The 16,632-nt window shown below is 62.2% G+C and carries 19 protein-coding genes and 2 pseudogenes; 7 read left to right on the top strand and 14 right to left on the bottom strand.

Annotation, left to right across the window (positions count from 1 at the left end; genetic code table 11):
- The 6 genes from GO986_RS17470 to GO986_RS17445 form a co-directional block, all read right to left on the bottom strand.
- Positions 1–370: hypothetical protein (locus tag GO986_RS17470; RefSeq protein ID WP_157460589.1), on the bottom strand; the 370-nt coding region annotated here is incomplete at its 3' end.
- A gap of 141 nt (positions 371–511) precedes the next feature.
- A complete protein-coding gene (locus GO986_RS17465; protein WP_157460588.1) occupies positions 512–709 on the bottom strand; it encodes a hypothetical protein in 198 nt (65 codons plus the stop codon).
- 6 nt (positions 710–715) lie between these two features.
- Positions 716–964, bottom strand: a complete 249-nt coding sequence (locus tag GO986_RS17460; RefSeq protein ID WP_157460587.1) for a hypothetical protein — start codon at positions 962–964, stop codon at positions 716–718.
- A 221-nt stretch (positions 965–1,185) separates the two neighbouring features.
- Entirely contained in the window at positions 1,186–1,524 is a 339-nt protein-coding gene (locus GO986_RS17455) for a hypothetical protein (RefSeq protein ID WP_157460586.1), read from the bottom strand.
- A 117-nt stretch (positions 1,525–1,641) separates the two neighbouring features.
- Positions 1,642–2,175, bottom strand: coding sequence for a hypothetical protein (locus tag GO986_RS17450; protein ID WP_157460585.1), 534 nt, complete (start codon positions 2,173–2,175; stop codon positions 1,642–1,644).
- A gap of 418 nt (positions 2,176–2,593) precedes the next feature.
- Positions 2,594–2,935, bottom strand: coding sequence for a hypothetical protein (locus GO986_RS17445; protein ID WP_157460584.1), 342 nt, complete (start codon positions 2,933–2,935; stop codon positions 2,594–2,596).
- A gap of 2,638 nt (positions 2,936–5,573) precedes the next feature.
- On the opposite strand from GO986_RS17445, the gene GO986_RS22645 reads away from it, so the two are divergent.
- Complete coding sequence (locus GO986_RS22645; protein ID WP_198170781.1) at positions 5,574–5,918, top strand: hypothetical protein; 345 nt, start codon at positions 5,574–5,576, stop codon at positions 5,916–5,918.
- Here the strand turns inward: GO986_RS22645 and GO986_RS17440 are convergent.
- Positions 5,905–6,747, bottom strand: a pseudogene (locus GO986_RS17440) (IS5 family transposase); the annotation flags it as partial. The gene GO986_RS22645 and the pseudogene GO986_RS17440 overlap by 14 nt on opposite strands.
- A gap of 94 nt (positions 6,748–6,841) precedes the next feature.
- Between GO986_RS17440 and GO986_RS23505 the strand changes: the two are divergent.
- The 3 genes from GO986_RS23505 (at position 6,842) to GO986_RS17425 (ending at position 8,180) form a co-directional block, all read left to right on the top strand.
- Positions 6,842–7,069, top strand: a complete 228-nt coding sequence (locus GO986_RS23505; RefSeq protein ID WP_439648719.1) for a tyrosine-type recombinase/integrase — start codon at positions 6,842–6,844, stop codon at positions 7,067–7,069.
- A gap of 164 nt (positions 7,070–7,233) precedes the next feature.
- Positions 7,234–7,407 carry a hypothetical protein gene (locus GO986_RS17430; RefSeq protein WP_157460582.1) on the top strand — a complete coding sequence of 58 codons (174 nt, stop codon included), beginning with the start codon at positions 7,234–7,236 and terminating at the stop codon, positions 7,405–7,407.
- Positions 7,408–7,742: 335 nt separating this feature from the next.
- The gene (locus GO986_RS17425) at positions 7,743–8,180 is read left to right on the top strand and encodes a hypothetical protein (RefSeq protein ID WP_157460581.1); all 438 of its coding nucleotides are present in this window, start codon (positions 7,743–7,745) and stop codon (positions 8,178–8,180) included.
- Between the two features lie 45 nt (positions 8,181–8,225).
- On the opposite strand, the pseudogene GO986_RS17420 reads toward GO986_RS17425, so the two are convergent.
- The 4 genes and pseudogenes from GO986_RS17420 to GO986_RS17410 all read right to left on the bottom strand — a co-directional run bounded on the left by GO986_RS17420 (position 8,226) and on the right by GO986_RS17410 (position 13,837).
- Positions 8,226–9,026: pseudogene (locus tag GO986_RS17420) on the bottom strand (IS5 family transposase).
- Between the two features lie 36 nt (positions 9,027–9,062).
- Positions 9,063–9,197, bottom strand: coding sequence for a zinc-ribbon domain-containing protein (locus GO986_RS23575; protein WP_439648718.1), 135 nt, complete (start codon positions 9,195–9,197; stop codon positions 9,063–9,065).
- 73 nt (positions 9,198–9,270) lie between these two features.
- On the bottom strand, positions 9,271–10,587 hold the full coding sequence (locus GO986_RS17415; protein ID WP_157460580.1) for a hypothetical protein: 1,317 nt from the start codon (positions 10,585–10,587) through the stop codon (positions 9,271–9,273).
- A gap of 55 nt (positions 10,588–10,642) precedes the next feature.
- Positions 10,643–13,837 (bottom strand): eCIS core domain-containing protein, encoded by a 3,195-nt coding sequence (locus GO986_RS17410; protein WP_232337867.1) that lies wholly within the window; start codon positions 13,835–13,837, stop codon positions 10,643–10,645.
- Positions 13,838–14,108: 271 nt separating this feature from the next.
- Here GO986_RS17410 and GO986_RS23275 point away from each other — a divergent pair, with 271 nt between their 5' ends.
- Positions 14,109–14,237, top strand: a complete 129-nt coding sequence (locus tag GO986_RS23275; protein WP_255449407.1) for a hypothetical protein — start codon at positions 14,109–14,111, stop codon at positions 14,235–14,237.
- Positions 14,238–14,625: 388 nt separating this feature from the next.
- Here the strand turns inward: GO986_RS23275 and GO986_RS17405 are convergent, their stop codons facing one another.
- The gene (locus GO986_RS17405) at positions 14,626–15,177 is read right to left on the bottom strand and encodes a hypothetical protein (protein ID WP_157460578.1); all 552 of its coding nucleotides are present in this window, start codon (positions 15,175–15,177) and stop codon (positions 14,626–14,628) included.
- A gap of 68 nt (positions 15,178–15,245) precedes the next feature.
- Here GO986_RS17405 and GO986_RS17400 point away from each other — a divergent pair, with 68 nt between their 5' ends.
- Positions 15,246–15,521 (top strand): helix-turn-helix domain-containing protein, encoded by a 276-nt coding sequence (locus tag GO986_RS17400; protein WP_157460577.1) that lies wholly within the window; start codon positions 15,246–15,248, stop codon positions 15,519–15,521.
- An 11-nt stretch (positions 15,522–15,532) separates the two neighbouring features.
- On the opposite strand, the gene GO986_RS17395 is transcribed toward GO986_RS17400, so the two are convergent.
- Both GO986_RS17395 and GO986_RS17390 read right to left on the bottom strand, forming a co-directional pair.
- Positions 15,533–15,703, bottom strand: a complete 171-nt coding sequence (locus tag GO986_RS17395; RefSeq protein WP_157460576.1) for a hypothetical protein — start codon at positions 15,701–15,703, stop codon at positions 15,533–15,535.
- 122 nt (positions 15,704–15,825) lie between these two features.
- Positions 15,826–16,362: a hypothetical protein gene (locus GO986_RS17390; RefSeq protein ID WP_157460575.1), complete on the bottom strand. Its 537-nt coding sequence runs from the start codon at positions 16,360–16,362 to the stop codon at positions 15,826–15,828.
- 57 nt (positions 16,363–16,419) lie between these two features.
- On the opposite strand from GO986_RS17390, the gene GO986_RS17385 reads away from it, so the two are divergent.
- Positions 16,420–16,566: a hypothetical protein gene (locus tag GO986_RS17385; RefSeq protein WP_157460574.1), complete on the top strand. Its 147-nt coding sequence runs from the start codon at positions 16,420–16,422 to the stop codon at positions 16,564–16,566.
- The last annotated feature ends 66 nt before the right edge of the window (positions 16,567–16,632 follow it).

The following is a 16,632-nucleotide window of genomic DNA, read 5'->3' as shown; positions in this document are numbered from 1 at the left end:
GCAGGTCGGCGCAGCCCATGAAGTTCAGGTGCTGGTCATCGTTCAGGTCAATGATGTGGACCCGCCCGTTCTGGATCACGTCCATGAAGTCGAGCCGGCGCCGGGTTGCCTGCGCCAGCATTGAGACCGGAATCTCGAAGTCACGCCGGGTCAGGTTCAGCCCATGTCCCTGGGCTGGCAGGTCCATCTGGGAGTAGGTGTCGCCGACCAGAAGCTGCTCACCATGCCACGTCGCGGCGCCCTTCTTGACGGCGACGTCACCAGCCACGCCCATCACACAGAAGCAGTCGCCCCGTCGTAGGCGGTTGCGGGTCTGCTGGTACTCGCCGCTGGGCAGCGCCGTCAGGAGGGCGGTCTGGTCTTCGTTCAAGGTCAGGGGGTCTGCGTCATGTCCTCTCCTTTCGGAACGCCGCGGCCCCGGAAGGGGTCCAGGGTTCGCTGAAGCGCTGAACGGTACAGAGGGAAGAGGCCACCGTGACCCCATCCCTCCTAGACGCCTAGCCTGTGAACTTCACTGCCTGCGGGGTGCGTGACTGCTCTGGCCCAAGCTATGCCGGTGCCAGGCCTGTTCCAGCAGGTCCGCCAAGTCACTGAAGCTCACCTGAGCGTCATCGTTCAGCAGCGCCGAGTGAATCTGACCTTGCTGGGTGTGGTGGGCTATCCGGGCGCTGCGTGCCAGCGCCTCAGGCAACAGGTCAACCGGCACCATAAAGTCCTATGGTGTCAGGATGACGTCCGAGTATTCGGGCAGGCCAAAGTCAAACCGCTGTTCACCCAGGCACAGGACGTCGCCGTCCCAGGTCGCGCGCCCTCTCTTGACGGCCAGGTCAGCCGCCACCCCCAGCAGACAGAAGGAGGGCCCCCGGCGCAGTTGTCCACTCGTCTGTGGGTACTCGCGGCTGCGCCGCGCCGCGAGGAGGGCTGACCGGGTGCTGGTGTGCTCTGCCGACAAGGGAAGTGTCATGCACGTGGCCGCTGGACCCCCGTGGCCCCAGCAGGGGTCCGGGGGCGCCGGGGTCTGGCCGGTCCTCGCGGCCGAGCAGCGCTCTGCCTGGCCGCGGCGGTCCTGGCCAGGTGGGCCAGCGACCTCTGGTCTCTGCGCGAACAAAACAGAAGGGCGAAGGCGCACGTGCGCCTTCGCCCTTCGTTCTCTGGTGACTGGTTCTTCCCGCGCACAGGTCGACTTCACTCGGGCGCCGACGGGGTCATCACCGGGTAACTCTCCGGGTGGTCGGTGATGACCAGCGTGTAGGAGCTGTCGAGCGCGCCGCGCGAAAGCTGAGCTGCGCCCAGATCGGCGGCCCGTCGCACCGCCTGCTGCGCCATCATGGCCACGTCCCACTCTCCGGCCATCTCCCCTTTGAGATAGATCGCCGGGGTGGTGTACGCCCACTTGCCGCTGGGCTTGAACAGGTGCGCGTCCACCACGAGCACGTCCTCTTCCTGATGCAGACGTTCGGTGCGGGCTGTCGTGTCCGGCAGTCCAACCAGCAGGGCGGCGAGTTCCGCGAGGCGAGCAGTCAAACCTTCAGGGGTCCAGGTCGGTCTCATGCCCACAGCTGCTGGCCTGCTGTGGCCCCGCAGGGGTCCGGCAGGCGGAGTGATGGACTGGCGACGCACGCCCCGCAAGGTGGGGAAAGGTCACTCGGATGGCGCCGATGCGGCGCGCGGCGCTGACACTCGCCGCGCGCCGTCGGTTGGTCCGGCACCCTGATCGTCCAGCCAGCGCTCCTCGACTTCAACCCGGTCGCCACGCGCCTCCACCTCTTTCACCAGGCGCCGCATCTCCGCCTGGGTGTGGCAGATCGGTCCATGAATCCACCCGCCCTCTGTAATCGTTACGCGGTACTTGCGCCAGACCAGGTTGCTCGCCGCGTCGCCCACCGGCGTCCTCCCGACAAGTCTCACGTGTCCAAGGTCAGCCGCCAGACCGGCGAGGGCCTCTATCCCTGAACCCACGTCGCTGGGCCAGGTGCCGCTGATCGTCAGTCTGTCGCCGCACTGCTCGACCCCACCGGACGTGAAGCCGGCTGCCCGCAACCCATCAAATATCTTGTCGTGCTTCAGCGCTGCCTCACTGATTTGAACAGAGACGTGCATCAGCAGGCGGGCCGCCGTGGGGCCGAACAGCCGGCTCTCATTGAAGTGCGGAGTGGTCGTTGGTACTTGGACCAACTGGCATCAGGTCGTCGGGTGGCCTCTTCCTACCAGCGCTGGCGGCCGGATCGACACACCGGTTCCGGCACCGTGACCCACGCCGCGCCGGTCGGGACGGTGACGTCACACCATCCGCTGCGCGGCGCCGCCGTCAGACTCAGCATCACCCCGCGCAGACCTGGCACCCAGACGCCAGAGCCCAGGCGCGCCTCGCCCAACCTCACGAGCACCTGACTCGGCAGCTCACCGCTTACCCCTCTGGGCAGGAACAGCCCCAGTCGCCCAGTGCCTGGTTGACCCTCGAGCTGCAGTCGCCAGTGGTCGCCGCGCCACCAGGCGAGCCCCGCCGGCAGGTACCGCCGGTCGGTGGTCAGCGCCGTGAAGTTGAGTGTCGGTGCGGTCTGAGGTGTCGGGGTGGCGCCGCTCCATGCTCCGGTTATGCGGCCCGCGCCCGCGTCCGTGGTGGCAGCAGCACCAACTTCTTTTCGCCTTTCGGCACCTGTACGGCCAGTTGAATGACCACGGCCCGGCCCTGTCCCAAGACCCAGGCCTGGCCTACGTGAAACCAGTCGGTGCCGCCTGTCACGCCCGGCCGGGTCATGAACACCCGGAACTCGGGCTTCGGCGCGAGGCCTGCGCCGTCCATTACGAGGAGGGCATTGGTCCAGGTCGGGACGTCGCCGGAGAACTCCAGGTTCCATCCGCCGGCTTGCCGCTGCCGGTAACCTACCCTGACCGGTTGCCACCGGGGGCCGCTGTGGTCTTTCGACTCTGCCATTACTGCCGCACTCTTCATGCCGCTTTTCACCGCGCGGCGTGGCCCGCAGGGTCCGCCGCGCGCGGCAGGGTGCAGCTGGGCCCACGCGGCCGAGTTCAAGTGCCCCTCGGTCCGGGCGCCGCGCGCCGGTCACGCCAATGCCTTTGGGTGGGAGTCACCAGGGACCTCAGGTGTTCGCCTGCCCACGCGGCCCAAGTTCAACCCCACGACTGGTCTGGTGCGGCGTGGCCCCGTAGGGGTCCGCTGCGCCGTGTAGTCAGCGCGCGCTGCGCCTCGGCGGCCGCTGCTTTGAAGAGTTTTGGGCTTGAAAGGACCCGCGGGGGGGGTCGCACCACCACCCCTGGCAGCCGCAAGAGGCTGTGTGGCAACAAAGGCGTCTGGCCAGGCATATAGGCCTTTTCAAAACCCGTCACGCATGCCTAGGACTGGAGGAATTCTGAAGAATCTTCATCACCAACCTCACCACGCTTCTCGGTCTTCTTCCGTGAAAGGTGAGAGCCACTTTCTGGGGTACCTGAGGGTTATTTGACGCTTTGAATGGCCCTCTCGTCTTCTGATGCTGTGCCTTCAGAGGTGTCAGTAGCTGATCCTGATTGCTAAAGGGTCGAGGGGACAGACGGGTGGTGGGGTGCACTCGCCCCTGGCTGAGCACTACGCCACGTTACAGGAATAGTCTACACTTCTGCGCGCGGGCCGGCGGTCGGGTGGTGGTGTACCAGCGGCGTGCCCCCGTTACCTGTGGCAAGAGTAGGTCAGTGTCACTGGTGAACCACTCAAGGAGAGCTGGTTCAAGTGACGGTCACCTGTGGTTCGGGTCTTGCCGTCGGGTGGTGAAGTGCCAGCAGCGTGACTGCTGGTTGCTTGCCGTGCGGCTGGGTCAAGAGATGTGAAGCCAGTGGTGTGACGCTTGGTCGGTACGACTGGCAGAGTCATCGTTGCCAGGGCCGCGCCGGTCTAGGACTCCGCCGAGCAGTGTCGCCCGGAGCTTAGGGGAGCTGCGCTGTCAAGTTGGGGCAGTAGGAGAGGGCCAGCTTGATGATGTCGCTGCCCGTGTGACTGGCTGATTCTGTGGAGAAGTCTAAAGTCTCAGGGCCAGAGTCCACCTGCATCCAGAGACTGGGCTGTTCACTTCAGAGCTGGGCGGGCGACGAAGGAACAGGGGCTTCCCGAGTCAGGGCAGTGCATCTCCTCAGACAAGGTCGGGTTATGGTCAGTGACAGAAGAGGACGGACTCTTGACCAAGAGTACAGGTGACACGGCGCGGGCCTGACCACCAAGCGCTGCTGACATGACTGAGCATCCAGACTGACCAATACACCGACGCACGGTTCTGCTGTTGACGTTCGGGGAGAGCGCCACCGCCGGGAGTGTCCAACGGCCAGGCTGCTCTGCGGGTGCAGGTATTGGAAAGAAGAGATGCTGCGCTCGGTTCGGTATGAGCGGTTTGGCTTGGTCACCGAGCCGAGTTCGATGCTCGCAGGTTTGGGATCTGAAGAACTGCATGCCCCAGTGACGCGAGAACTCGGCAAGCGAGAGCCTGCTCGGGTTGTGGACTCAGTCCAGCAGGCGGGGTCAGTGTGGAGCTGAACGCACAGTGTTGACCACAGCTCTCTGGGGTTGCGGCTTCGAGCAAAGCCCCTAGTTCAGGCGACCGCTCTGGCGCTTCGGTCACGTCAGTGGTCTGGTGTCATGACGTGAATGGAGGCGCCGCAGCTCTGAGTTGACTGTGGTGAGCCAAGTGGCGTTAGGTGGTGTGGGTGTACCGGCTGGGTACAGTGACATTCGGATGTCGGTGACTACACTGCTGAGGTGACACCTCCTGAGCAGTGACTTGGCTGCTCAAATTGCTCGGGTCGAGACACAGGGCGTAGGGTGAGGCGCAAGCGAGTCGTCTTGAGAATGCTCAGCTTCATCTAGTCTGAGGTGCTGCCCCACTGTTCAGGTTGGGCGAGGTTCTGCCTCAACTCAGCCCGCCTCTTCCTGACTCAGCAATGCGGGCCTTCTGCACGACCGGCGTTCTAAGCTGCGCGTTCCATAGGTGCGCGCGTACACTGGCCGCTGATAGGAACCCTTGAAAGTGAATTCGACCTGCGGAATTGATCCCGCTGATTATGCCGACAGAGGAGCGGTGCGAGGTCCACCGCACCACGGCCAGCAGGGGCGTCACAACGTTCAGTCGCGTGTTGGGCCAGACCGGTCAGTCACTCCAGTGCATAGGTCGGCAAAGTAGGTTCGTGGGGTGGGCGCAGATTAAGGCGGTGGTCAATGCGTTTAACGACAGTGGTGAGCAGAGTCTGCAAGAGCATCTCCGGACGGCCCTGCTGAGTTAGCCGGCGGTCAGCATGCCGCTTGAGCAGCTCTCGGCTCAACTTTTGGAAGTGTTAGGAGCCCTGCGCGGCAACCTGACTGACCTGCCGACGTAGGTCAGTGGCCTAGGAGAGCGGCGGCTCACTGCAGAAACGCAGTGGCCTCAGATTCAGCGTGAGGTACTGACCAAGACGGGTGAAGTGCTACGGCTTGTGACGACTCTGAAGCGTGAGCTGGCACAGGCCAGAACACCGTCTGCTTGCTACAGGAACATCTTTAGCTAGGGCCTGTGCGGCTGAACTCACAGCGCCTTCTCGGATAGGCTGACATCATGGCGCAGCCGAGAAAACGTCGTGGCTACCGCTCCATCACGGTCGACGGGCGACACTACACGTGGCGTTTTCAACCTGAGCAAGATGCAGGTGTATTGACGGTGCTCGGTCCTGAGAAACGGGCAAGCCGCTTCATCGTGCATCTTCCTGACGCTCCGGATCCCTGGCTTTCCAAGTCCCCACCTGAAGTGATGCTCGCTGTTACGCCAGCTGTTGTCGCTGTCATTCTCCGAGCGGCGATCCAAGGCGGTTTGACTATCGGCCAGTCAAACGCAGCGCACAGGATGGAGTGGCGCGATGGGCTTCTTCATAGGCGCTTCCTGGATATCCCAGCCACAGCGTGATACAGGCCAAGAGCACAACCGCGTAGAACGATCGACCTCGCTTCTCATACCGGGTCGCGACCGCACGAAAATCTTTGAGCCGATTGATGCATCGCTCGACAACGTTCCGTCCTTTATAGGCTTGAACATCGAAGCTTGGTGGCCGTCCGCCATTTGAGCCTCGGTTGAGTCGCCATTTCTTGGCATCTTCCCGCTCTGGACACACGCACTGCGTACCACGCTGCCACAACTGACGACGGTACTTTGAAGCACCGTAGGCTCGATCAACTCGAACCAAAAGCAGTCGCTTTCGTGGTCGGCCGCGTCCACTGCGTGGCACTCGAATGGCATCGAGAACGGGGAGGAGAAAAGGCCCATCGGCCCGTTGACCCTCACTGATGACTATTGAAAGCGGCCGGGCGTCACCATCCGCGCAGAGATGGATTTTGGTGGTTTGGCCTCCTCGGGAATGGCCGAGCCATTCCCCTGTGATCCATGGCCGCTGATCGTTCTTGAGGCAGTGCTTGCGTGCTCCTGTTGAGCTTCGGTGGGCCCGAATGTGGGTACTGTCAATCGCTGCACCGTGCCAATCAATGTCTCCAAGGGCATCTGCTTCTCCCTGGAGCTGCTGAAGGATGCGCAGCCAGGTACCATCACGTTCCCATCGGGTTAAGCGGTCATGGCATGTTCGCCATGGTCCGTACTGCGGTGGAATATCCCGCCAGGGTGTACCCAACTTGAGGCGCCACAGGATGCCATTGATCACGCGTCGATGGTCGGCATACCGGTGACCTCGCAGCGGATCACTTGGAAGGAGCGGTTGCAGGGCCAACCACTGGCGGTCACTCAAATCTGTTCGTGTACACGCTGACTGACCCTACACTCCGTCTCTGAGTTCAGTCGCACAGACCCTAGAACATCGAACCAAATGATCGCCCCGCGCCATCGACCTCGTCTTCACTGCAGCGTCTGGGAACCACGCACAGGGCCGCCATCTTGACCATACCAAGACGTTGATTGAAGAGACGAGCGTGCTCTGCATCCGCTTCCACGATCTGCGGTACACCGCAGCCATCTTGCTCATTCGCCGGGGCGTGCCGACCAAGATGATGGCTGATCGCCTCGGGCACGCGAACGCCATTTCCACTCTAAAGGCTCATACCTATGTCTAGGACGATCGGCACGCCGCTGCCGCACTGTCTTTGAAGGAACTCTTGGGCGAGGTTGGGGGGGCGAGTCCACAGCTTCTCCAGCCGACATTGCTTTGTGGCGGCAAGAGCTTGGTTACGCAGCAGTGCGCGCGGCCCTGACGAGCCGAGCCTGTCAGGTGAGCAGCGTGACCCTGACCGAACTGGAGGGCAAGTTGATCGGGAAAGGGGACTACACTCATGGGCAAGGGCAAGCTGCGTGGGGCCATCTGGCACCCCTGGTGTCCGAGCTGGCATTTGATCGGGCACGGGCCACCTTATTATTACGAGCGCAAAAATCCGTGCAGCCTGAGTCTTGGTGACGCGGCCTGTCTAGGGACGGCCGAAGCACATGGGCTGACCGTGCTGACGGCGGAGCAGAACTGGGCCCGGCTGCCGGACCTTCCCTTCACGGTGGAGTTGATCCGGTGACGCTTGATCTCTAGAGGCACGGACAACTTGCGCCGTCCCGAGCCTGGGTGGCTTTGGCGCCTAAGGAACGCCGTCGCCGGGCCGGGGCCGCTGTGGCGGAGCAGGACGTGTCTACGTTGCTGGCCCTGCTGGAAGCGCACCCTGTCCGCACGCATGGACACGTGAGTCTAGGTCGTGTCGGCCAAGGGTACGCGTGAACGCAGGTTGTTCTGAGCCAAACTGAAGTATGGGTCCGTACGACTTTGATCTGATCTTGCGAGGCGGCGAGCCTCCCTTCACAGGGAAGGTGCTGGAACAGTTAATGGGGCTCGAATACCGTTTTGGGGACCACGTGACGTTCCCCGACCAAGTCTTCGCCCTGGTGGAAGGCCAGTGGTGGCGAATGATGATTGATGGACCCATGCTTTATCTCCAACACTGGGACCAGGCGCCTGAAGCCTGCGAGATTCCAGAAGAAGACATGTTCTGGCTCCTGCGCGACTTGGGCGAAGAGTTGTCCCTCCGTGGTGAGACACTCACTGGCTGGTCTTACGGTGAACGCAACCATGTCCCGTCCCTTTCCCTGAATTTCCAGAATGGCCGGCAAGTGACCTTTCTCAGTATTGATGGGGACGGCTGGTCATCGCTTGAAGTCACGCGATGGGAAATCTCGCATCTGAAGTGATTCGCTGCTCATCGAGCACCCTTATGCCTGGGTGGTGCTCAAGACTCATAACCACAGCAGCACGGCAGCGACGGTCACCCACCCTTGAAAATTTACCGCGCGCTTGTCATAGCGGTTGGCGACTCGCCGATAGTTCTTGAGGCGGCCCACCAAGGGCTCGATCTTGTTGCGCTCCTTGTACACGGCAGGATCGAATCAGAGATCCAGCCCTTGGTCCTTCCGCCTAGGAATGGTGATTCGAATGCTGCGGCGGTGGAGATACGTTCGAGTCGTCGTGTAGCTGTCGCCTGTATCACCCATCACGCGCTCAGGACGGATGCGCGGGCGTCCTCGTCCCGAACGAACCACAGCACCCGTTTCCAGCAGTGGTTGCAGGAACTTCGACTCGTGCCGTTCGCCGCCGCTCAGGACGAACGCCATTGGCTTGCCGTGTCCTTCAGCACGCAGATGAATCTTGGTACTGAATCCACCGCAGTATCGCCCCAACCCTTCTTCTTTCTGGCCTCCACGTGCGCCAGCAGCGCAGTGATGTGCTCGAACCACGGTGCCGTCCACGCAGTGCATCGACCAGTTGAGCTGTCCTTTCAGGTCAGCTTCACGCTGTCACTGCGCCCAGATGGCCTGCCAGAGGCCGTTCGTGGTCCAGCGACGGAAGCGGCTGGACACGGTGGTCCATTTTCCGAATCGGTCGGGAACGTCACGCCAAGGCGCGCCGGTCCGAAGCACCCGGACGATGCCACTGATAATCGGCCGATGGGCCAGATACGGCCGTCCCAAACCGACCAAGGGTGGCAGAAGGGGTTCGAGACGTGTCCACTGTTCATCGCTGATTTCTTCGCGCCACAGCAGCAAAAGATAAGCCTATAACGCTGTTTACTCCCTTTACCCACACGCCGTAGCCGGAAGATTGGTGACCGCCGCAGCCGACGTGGGCGTGCTAGATAGGTCATATCCACACTCATCGCAAAATGCGATACCGGACAGGTTGCTGTGGCCGCAGTCAGGGCAGGTTGCCATAGCTCTTATTGTCTTGAGAAAACTCTTACGGTCTACTCAGAGACAACGATACGCCCACATTGTTAAACGACCTTTACGTCAGGCGGCGCGCTGCCCAAACATCCAAAAGTGCCCGCGCAAGTGACCGTACATTGAAGTCCTCACCCACTCCGTTCGCATCTTCAGCGGCATTCTCGATGGCCGGCAAGAATACTGGATCCATCGAAAATGTTGCTGCTAGCATCGCGGCTTTCCGCTGCTCCGCCGGTGCAAAATTCAAATGACCGTCAATGAAGCTCCGCTTCCACGACGGATTCACTGTTGCTGCTGTGATGCCCAATTGAAGCAGCGCCTCATTTAGTTCCGCCCCCAGGGTCGCGTGTTCCGCCACTTCGCGGAGCTCATCCTCCGTATATACGCCCTCCAGCAAGCCTATACCTCGGTTAATTTCGTCTTCGTCATCCCCGTGGAAGTCCACGAAAGTCAAGCCCAGTGTCTGGATGACCTCGGCCCATATGTTAGGGTCGCCGGCGCTGACGTACACGTAGCGCGCGGCTAATGTTTGGTCGCCCTCCTCGCTCTCCCAGTCCATGACAGCCCAATCACCCGCTCGCAGAAACAAACTGGCGCTCCACGCCTCGGTCTTCAGAAGTACACGACGACGGGGCCGTCTCCAGGCGTTCGCCTGTTGGCTCTCAGCTGTCCCCTTGACCAGCGGACTGACCCAGAACGCCGCCTCTTCCACAGGTGCGGTCAGCGCGGCTTGAATCAGAGCGCGGCGGCGCTGGGTCAACGTCTCGGCAGAGGGAGGCTCCCCTCGCTGTTCTGCTCCCGCTATGTCTTCAGAAGCGGGCGCACTGGCTGGCCCTCGCAATGGGTCTCCGCCGGAGTTTAGGACCCTCAGGAGTCCTGCACTGTACGCCTGAATCTCAGGGTCTTCGTCCTGTGAAGCCGCCTGCATGGAGGGGAGGAACACAGGGTTGACCGCGAGGGTAGCGGCCAGGAGCGCGGCGAGACGTGTCTCTCTAGGGCCCTGCCGAATGTGCCCTTCAATGAAGGCCTGCTTCCAGGCGGAGTTATGGGTGAGCGCCGTCACACCCAGCTTGAGGAGCAGGGCCTGAAGCTCGCCCGGCGTCTGCGCTTGCTCAGCAGCATTTTGCAACTCTGTTTCGGTATACCCCTCAAGTTGCTCGGCGGCCGCTTCAATCACGTCAGCGCTCTTGCCGTAGAAATCTACGAAATCCAGCCCTAATGTCTGATCTTCTGTCGCCACAGCAACCAAGGCTTCATTTCCATTAAAGACGTGGATGAGCCTGGTAACGGTCGTACGTCCATCAGACTCTTCGTATTTTGCATCGACAAGCTGCCAGTCCATGCCTTCAAGAACGAGATGTGCATTGAAGTAGTCCATATCCCGTAGAAGAACTCGCTGACCAGGTTTTGGGAATTGTGGTGCGATCATTTTTTCAACCTATCCGTTTCGAGAGCCAGGACACGAAATCTTGATTAGAGGCGAACATCTGTTTTTTCGAGGCCACCAACCATTGACGCGCCAGGCCAGCCGTCCTCCGCTCAAATTCAAGGGCCTGAGGCGTGGCTTTCGGTTGGGCTGCGGTCCCGTCTGCATTGGGTGGTATGCCCTTCAGAATCGCACTGAGGCGCTGCTCGAAGACCCGCGCGCCACTTTCCCCACTCTGCATGGAGAAGGGATAGGCCCCGCCTCCGAAGCGTGTAAACTGCCTTCCTTCAAATGCTTCCCTAAACGTCATTTTTCCAGCGCCGATCAAGGCCAGGACCATGCCCTGTGCTGCAAGGTTAGTCACTCCACGCGAAGACTCGGCGCCAGACAGCACACTCATCAGGGCAGTAACCTGACTGCGGAATGGTTGAAGGGCCGGCGACAAAACGCGTGTCCGTGAAAAGATACTCAGGCTCTGGCTGAGTTGCTTCTCGGTGATTCCAGCGCTTTGACAGATTTGCCCGATCTCCTGGCACATCAGGTCCGTCGGCTTGTGATGCCCGCCTGAGTTCTTGACGGAGTACGAGCCGCCCTTGGTCACGAACAGGGCGATCCGCTTCGCGAAGATCTTGCGGGCATTCGAGATCACGAGATCCATTGCCGGCGTCTCTGCCTGCGCCGTCGGTTGATGATGAACGGTGACCTGTACCTTCAGGTTGAACTTCGCGGGCAGCTCCTTGGCAGCTTTGTAAATCCCCTCGAACGACTCGCCCGGGCCCAGATGAACGGTCACCGTGGCCATGCCTTGGTTTTGTCCTGAATTGGCCGGCAGCTGCCCCTGGATCTGACTGGTATGCCGAGCCGTGTCCGCCTGAAGTTTGGCGTACGCCTTCGAACTGTGAACGGCCTGCAGGATCAGCTGGTTCAGCACGCCGTCCGACACTGGCGTCCCGGCAATCGTCACTCCCCCTGTCCGGTGCTGTGCCTGCTCAATTGCCTCGTATACAGTGATTAGAGCTTGACGTACCCGCTGCACGACGCTGTTGGCTTGTTTCTTGGGATCAGCTGCACCTGTACCCATATGTGAGGCTGCCCCAGCCTGACCTATGGCCTGAGCGATGCGCCGTTTCTCCTGATTGATGACCGCAGCCGTATTGGCCAGACCCTGACGGACCCCCGGTTGGGCATGCACGCCCAACCGGATGCACTTCTGACGCAATCCCAGAAGGTGCCTCATCGCATCAGCTGGGGTAGACGCCACCATGATCACTGGCTGGCGGCCTTTCATCTCGACCCAGACGCTATGCTTCTCCTTGCCAACTTGAAATTTCGCAACCGGCGTGATGATTCCTTTAAGCTTTGCTACCACCGTGCTCGCCGCGGCTCTTCCCTGCTGAATGCCATTGGCCGCCAGGGTTCTGCCGGTTCCCACCAGCTTTTTGAGGCGGACCATGACAGTATTGATGAGCCGGTCAATGCCCAGCTTCTGTCGCATGCCCCTCACCAGCTTCCTGATGCGCGCCCCGATGTTCCCAATCCCCAGGAAGTTCGCCGCGAAGCTGAACATCACCGGCAGGGCCTTGCCGACCGTCTGTTCGACGTACCGCGCCGCGCCCGCTACATTCCCGCTGGCAATCTCGCGGACGCTGCTCAGCGCGTTCATGATGACGCCCATAATCTGCTGCCCTTTGTCAATGACGGTCTGAATGGTGCTCCAGGCCGTCATGATCGCCCCGATCGCCGCGCCTGCCGGATTGAACATCAGGGCCACCCGCTGAATACCCTTCTTCACCAGCGTTTCCGTCACCTCGGTCTTGATGCCGCCGATGACCTGACCGCCCAGCTGGGTGGCCACGGCTTTGAGTTCCGGGGCCTTGCCGACGTTGCCTCTAAGCTGGCCCAGCGCTTCACCACTTTTTTCCAGAAAGGCGATCTTCTTCTCCGAGCCCGGCCCCAGCTCCTTGACGAGGCGGGCGCGTAGGGCGTCGTAGCCCAGGTCCATGATGCTCAGAGCCGTCATGAGCACGCCCTCGACATTCAGATTCTTGGGGAATTGGACATTGGCGCTGCCCAGTAGCCAGTCGCCCAGCCCTTTCTGAATCCACTGTCCAGACCGGGCCACGAAGCCCATGAAGCCCTGCTTGAGGGCATTCATCAGGTTTTTGGCGAACTGGCCAGGGTTCTTCAGCACCTGGGTGATGACGTCGCCTGCCTGGCGCAGGCTGGCCATGATGCGTTTCCCTGCTGGACCAAGCCCGGCGGTGATGGCCGTCAGGGCAATGTCGGCCAGCTTGCGGGCGGATTGCGCTACTAAGGCTCTGACCCTGTCAGTGGCAGTCACCAGGATGCCCTTGGCCTTGCCCAGGTTAGGCAGGCCACTCAGGGCAGCCTTAACGTCAGTGACCACCTTGCCGAGCTGGAGTCTGGTCAGTTCACCCTTGAACCACGTCCAGGCCTTGCCCAGCAGGTTCTGCTCGCGCACAACCTTGACCATGTCTTTGAAAGGGCCAGGGATGAACTGCCCCAGAGCGGTCAGTAAGGCGTTGGGATCGGCTCTGACAGCCTTGCCAGCCACGGGATCGAAGCCCAAGGCCATCGTCAGCGGCCGGTAGCCGGGGATAGTGCCGGCCAGTTCGCTGAGCTTGTCACCGACCAGGCTGCGCTGGATGGTCAGGTCCGGGTGGCGTTGCAGGGCGCGCAGCGGCGTCAGAAGGGCGTGACTGGCGGCTGCGTCCTGCACGCGGGCCAGGGCAGCGCGTGGACTATAGATGCCAGGGGCATGGGAGCTGGGCAGCATCAGGCTTTTCGGGCTGGGCATGGCCTGGGCCAGCTTGGCGCCCATCGTGCGGGCTTCGCTTTCCAGCCCGGCGTCGGGGTCAATCCCTTTGCCCACTCGGCCCTGAGACTGCTGGACAGTATGGGTGACCTCATGTGCCAGGAGTTCCAGGCCGCTCTTCGTGTTGGGGCTGAATTTTCCGCTCTGGAAAAAGATGTCGGTGCCCGTCGTAAAGGCGATGGCATTGACACCTTTGGCGAGCGTGTGGGCTTCGCCGTCGTCGTGAATCCGCACCTTGCTCAGGTCGTGGTTGAGGCCCTGTTCTAAGTGGCGCTGGACGGCTTCCGGGAGAGGATTGCCGCTTCCACGTCTGGCCTGAATGCGTTGCAACACGGGCTGCGTCGCCTCTGCGTCCAGTTCCGCCAACTGCCGCTGAAGGGCGAGTGCCCGCAGCGCTTGGGCGTCCTGTGTGGCCTGGGCCTCATGGCGCTGCACAGCCGTGTCCACAGCGCGTTGCAGGGCCAGTCGCTCCCCACTGGGGACCAGGCCCAGCACCGCCCGCGAGACCGGCGCGCTGACGGGATGCCGCTGCAAGGTCGCCAGATGCTCGCCGTACGTCTCACAGCGGGCTGTCGCTGGGCCACGGTCTGCCCTAAAGCCCTGAGCCAGCGTCTGCGCCACCTGCCGCTGGAGGGCGGTGAACTGGGCCGCCGCACGGGTGTCCAGCGCCACGCCGTCCACCTCTTCGGCCCGCGCGCGCATGACCGTCACCCACTCGCCGGGGGTCTGGGGCTTCGTGGGGACCGGTGCAGACGGCTGCACTTGACGCTGAAGGGCCGCCTCCGCCCCACGTGCCGAAAGGGGCAGGGCGGCCAGCTGGGTCTGGGCGGCCTGGCGCTGTCCCTGAAGGTATGCAGCCTCCTGACATTCCAACGCGGCGGCGCGCAGCGGGGCCTGAACAATCTGGCACTGGGCTGTCACCGGCCGGACGGTATGCCGCTGAAGGGCTTGTTGCGCCTGCTTCAGTTCGGCTTCGGAGAGGTGCGGCAAAGAAGGTAACAAGACGGACCGCTGGGCCAGCTTGGGAGTGAATTTTCGGCGCTGCACAAATGTCATGAACGACCTCCCGAATCTCGGCTCAGTCTACCGAGAGGACGGAGTGCTTCGGGAGGCAAATGGAGCGTTTTTTGAGTGAAGGGAGCCGCTTCCCCCAGTCAGCGCACCGGCGTCAGGGTTGCGGTGCAGACGAAGCTCGTCCCCTGCGGCGTGCAGCGGGTCAGACTGAGAGTGAAGCCGGTCGGCACGCCAGACGCCACGGGCAGGGGGGCCGGGGCCGGCGCCACCGACCTGACGGGCACGTTCTGGAACGAGATCAGGGTGTTGAGGTTTAGTGCTACGCCCCGAAAGGTGGTCACTGAAGTAGGCACCGCTTCAAAGCGGTAAGTCAACTGCACGGGGATGCCCGTGGGCAGCGCCACCCATTCTGGACCCGTCCCGGCCTGCCCGCCGCCCTGAAACGACACACTGACGTAGGTCGCGCCTGCAGCGTCATAGGCTTTGGTCTCCCCTGCCCGAATCAAGACACTTTGAGCCGCCTCCCGACCGGTGTAAGTCATGGTTAGTCGGCAGTCCACTGTCCCCCGGCTGACCACCGTGCAGGCGGGTGGCGTATAGGTGTAATCACCCTTTTTGACTGTCTGGGCGAGCGAAAAGGAAGGGGGCAGGAGAACCAGACTGGCAGCCATGAACCGCAGCAGTGTTTTCATACTCTTGTTATAGCAAGACTTGTCTTAGCAAGTCGCTCAATTGTGTGCCTCCGGTCAGCCTGAACGGGATGTCAGGACCCACCGAGCACACGGCGACGCTGCAGGCCATCGGGCATCGTCTCCGGGCGGCGCGCGAGCAACTAGGACTCAATCAAGATGATTTCGCCGACCGGGCCGGCGTCCACCGCTCTTACGTCGGCATGCTCGAACATGGGCGCAGGGACTTCCGCATCAGCATGCTGTACCGCCTGGCCGAGGCGGCCAACCTGTCGGTGGCGGCGCTGCTGGGCCTGGAGGGCGATGACGAGTCCATTGGTCTGCCTGCCTCTACACAGCCGCGCTGAACTGTCGGGACTCACTCTGGCGTCCAGTCGCCTCTCCCCTGTGCGCTCCTTGCCTTGAGCAGGGCGGCCCTGGTGAACAGTTGGACCGTGCGCCCCTCTACCTGCACCGTCACGTGGCCCGCTTCTGGATCGTCCAACAGCGCGAGGACGGCGGCCTGGCCCTCCGCGGTGGCCCACAACACCTCGGTCACCGGATTGACCGAGGTGTGTCCACCAGGGCGCCTGGAAGCTGACAGCAGCAGGTCAGCCGTTCGGCCGAGCACCTCAGCGCCCAACCTGGCGAGCCACCTGACCAACGTCCAGCTCACCGGCTCTCCAACACGACGAGTTCACAGTTGTCACCGCGGGTGTCGCCAGCTCTCAGGGCACACAGCTGGAGTTGCCCTTCGACCCACCCGGCCAGGAGCAGGGGGCAATCACGGGTGACGAGGTGCAGCGCCTCCGCACGCTTGAACCAGGCGAGGCGGGCCGCCTGGTCGGGACACTGGTCTTCGGGCACCGTGATCCAGTGGCCGACCCAGTCCAAAGTCGCGTCGAGGTGCCCAAAGGCGTCGGCCAGCCCCAGAACGTACGCGGGCTGGAGGGCGAATGGGGCAATCGTGTCGGGACTGCCGAGCGTGACGGCATGGACACGCAACAGGTCGCCCTGCCGGGTGCCGAAGAGCAGGCCGGTGCGTATCCCAGGCACCGTAAGGAAACGGCGCAGGGTGCGCTGCGCGGATGGACTGAGCTCAAGCTGCTGCAGGTCAGTCACGTCACTGGCCTGAGCGAGCGGCAGAACGTTCAGGAAACGCAGATGGGCGCGGGTGAGGGGCGGGACGTACGCAAGTGGAAGGGACATCGACACCTCAGAAAAGAATGGGACAGGCGCCGGAACGCCAGGAGGAGACTCTCCCCTGTGCTGCTCTCCCAGCAGGCCGCGGGCCTCAGGCTGCCCAAGGACCTGAGGCAGCTCAAACTCGAATTTCCACTGGCCTTGAATGTGCCGGAGCACGCGCCGCAGTACGACGCGGGCCTGCTGCTCCCGTACCAACTCAAGGAGTGAGTTGTCCAACCGCCAACTGCCTTCAAATCCATCGTGGAAGCGCTCGTCCCGCCGTTTAGCTTTCAG

The organism is Deinococcus arboris (assembly GCF_009755355.1).
In the GTDB taxonomy this organism is placed as follows: Bacteria; Deinococcota; Deinococci; order Deinococcales; family Deinococcaceae; genus Deinococcus; species Deinococcus betulae.
The sequence above is the reverse complement of the archived record's forward strand: the minus strand, read 5'-3'. Positions and strand labels throughout refer to the sequence as shown.

Coding starts and splice junctions, on each gene's coding strand:
- GO986_RS17465 (WP_157460588.1), bottom strand. CDS start 709: ATGGTGCCGGTTGACCTGTTGCCTGAGGCGCTGGCACGCAGCGCCCGG.
- GO986_RS17460 (WP_157460587.1), bottom strand. CDS start 964: ATGACACTTCCCTTGTCGGCAGAGCACACCAGCACCCGGTCAGCCCTC.
- GO986_RS17445 (WP_157460584.1), bottom strand. CDS start 2,935: ATGGCAGAGTCGAAAGACCACAGCGGCCCCCGGTGGCAACCGGTCAGG.
- GO986_RS22645 (WP_198170781.1), top strand. CDS start 5,574: ATGGCGCAGCCGAGAAAACGTCGTGGCTACCGCTCCATCACGGTCGAC.
- GO986_RS17425 (WP_157460581.1), top strand. CDS start 7,743: ATGGGTCCGTACGACTTTGATCTGATCTTGCGAGGCGGCGAGCCTCCC.
- GO986_RS23575 (WP_439648718.1), bottom strand. CDS start 9,197: ATGGCAACCTGCCCTGACTGCGGCCACAGCAACCTGTCCGGTATCGCA.
- GO986_RS17415 (WP_157460580.1), bottom strand. CDS start 10,587: ATGGACTACTTCAATGCACATCTCGTTCTTGAAGGCATGGACTGGCAG.
- GO986_RS17405 (WP_157460578.1), bottom strand. CDS start 15,177: ATGAAAACACTGCTGCGGTTCATGGCTGCCAGTCTGGTTCTCCTGCCC.
- GO986_RS17400 (WP_157460577.1), top strand. CDS start 15,246: ATGTCAGGACCCACCGAGCACACGGCGACGCTGCAGGCCATCGGGCAT.
- GO986_RS17390 (WP_157460575.1), bottom strand. CDS start 16,362: ATGTCCCTTCCACTTGCGTACGTCCCGCCCCTCACCCGCGCCCATCTG.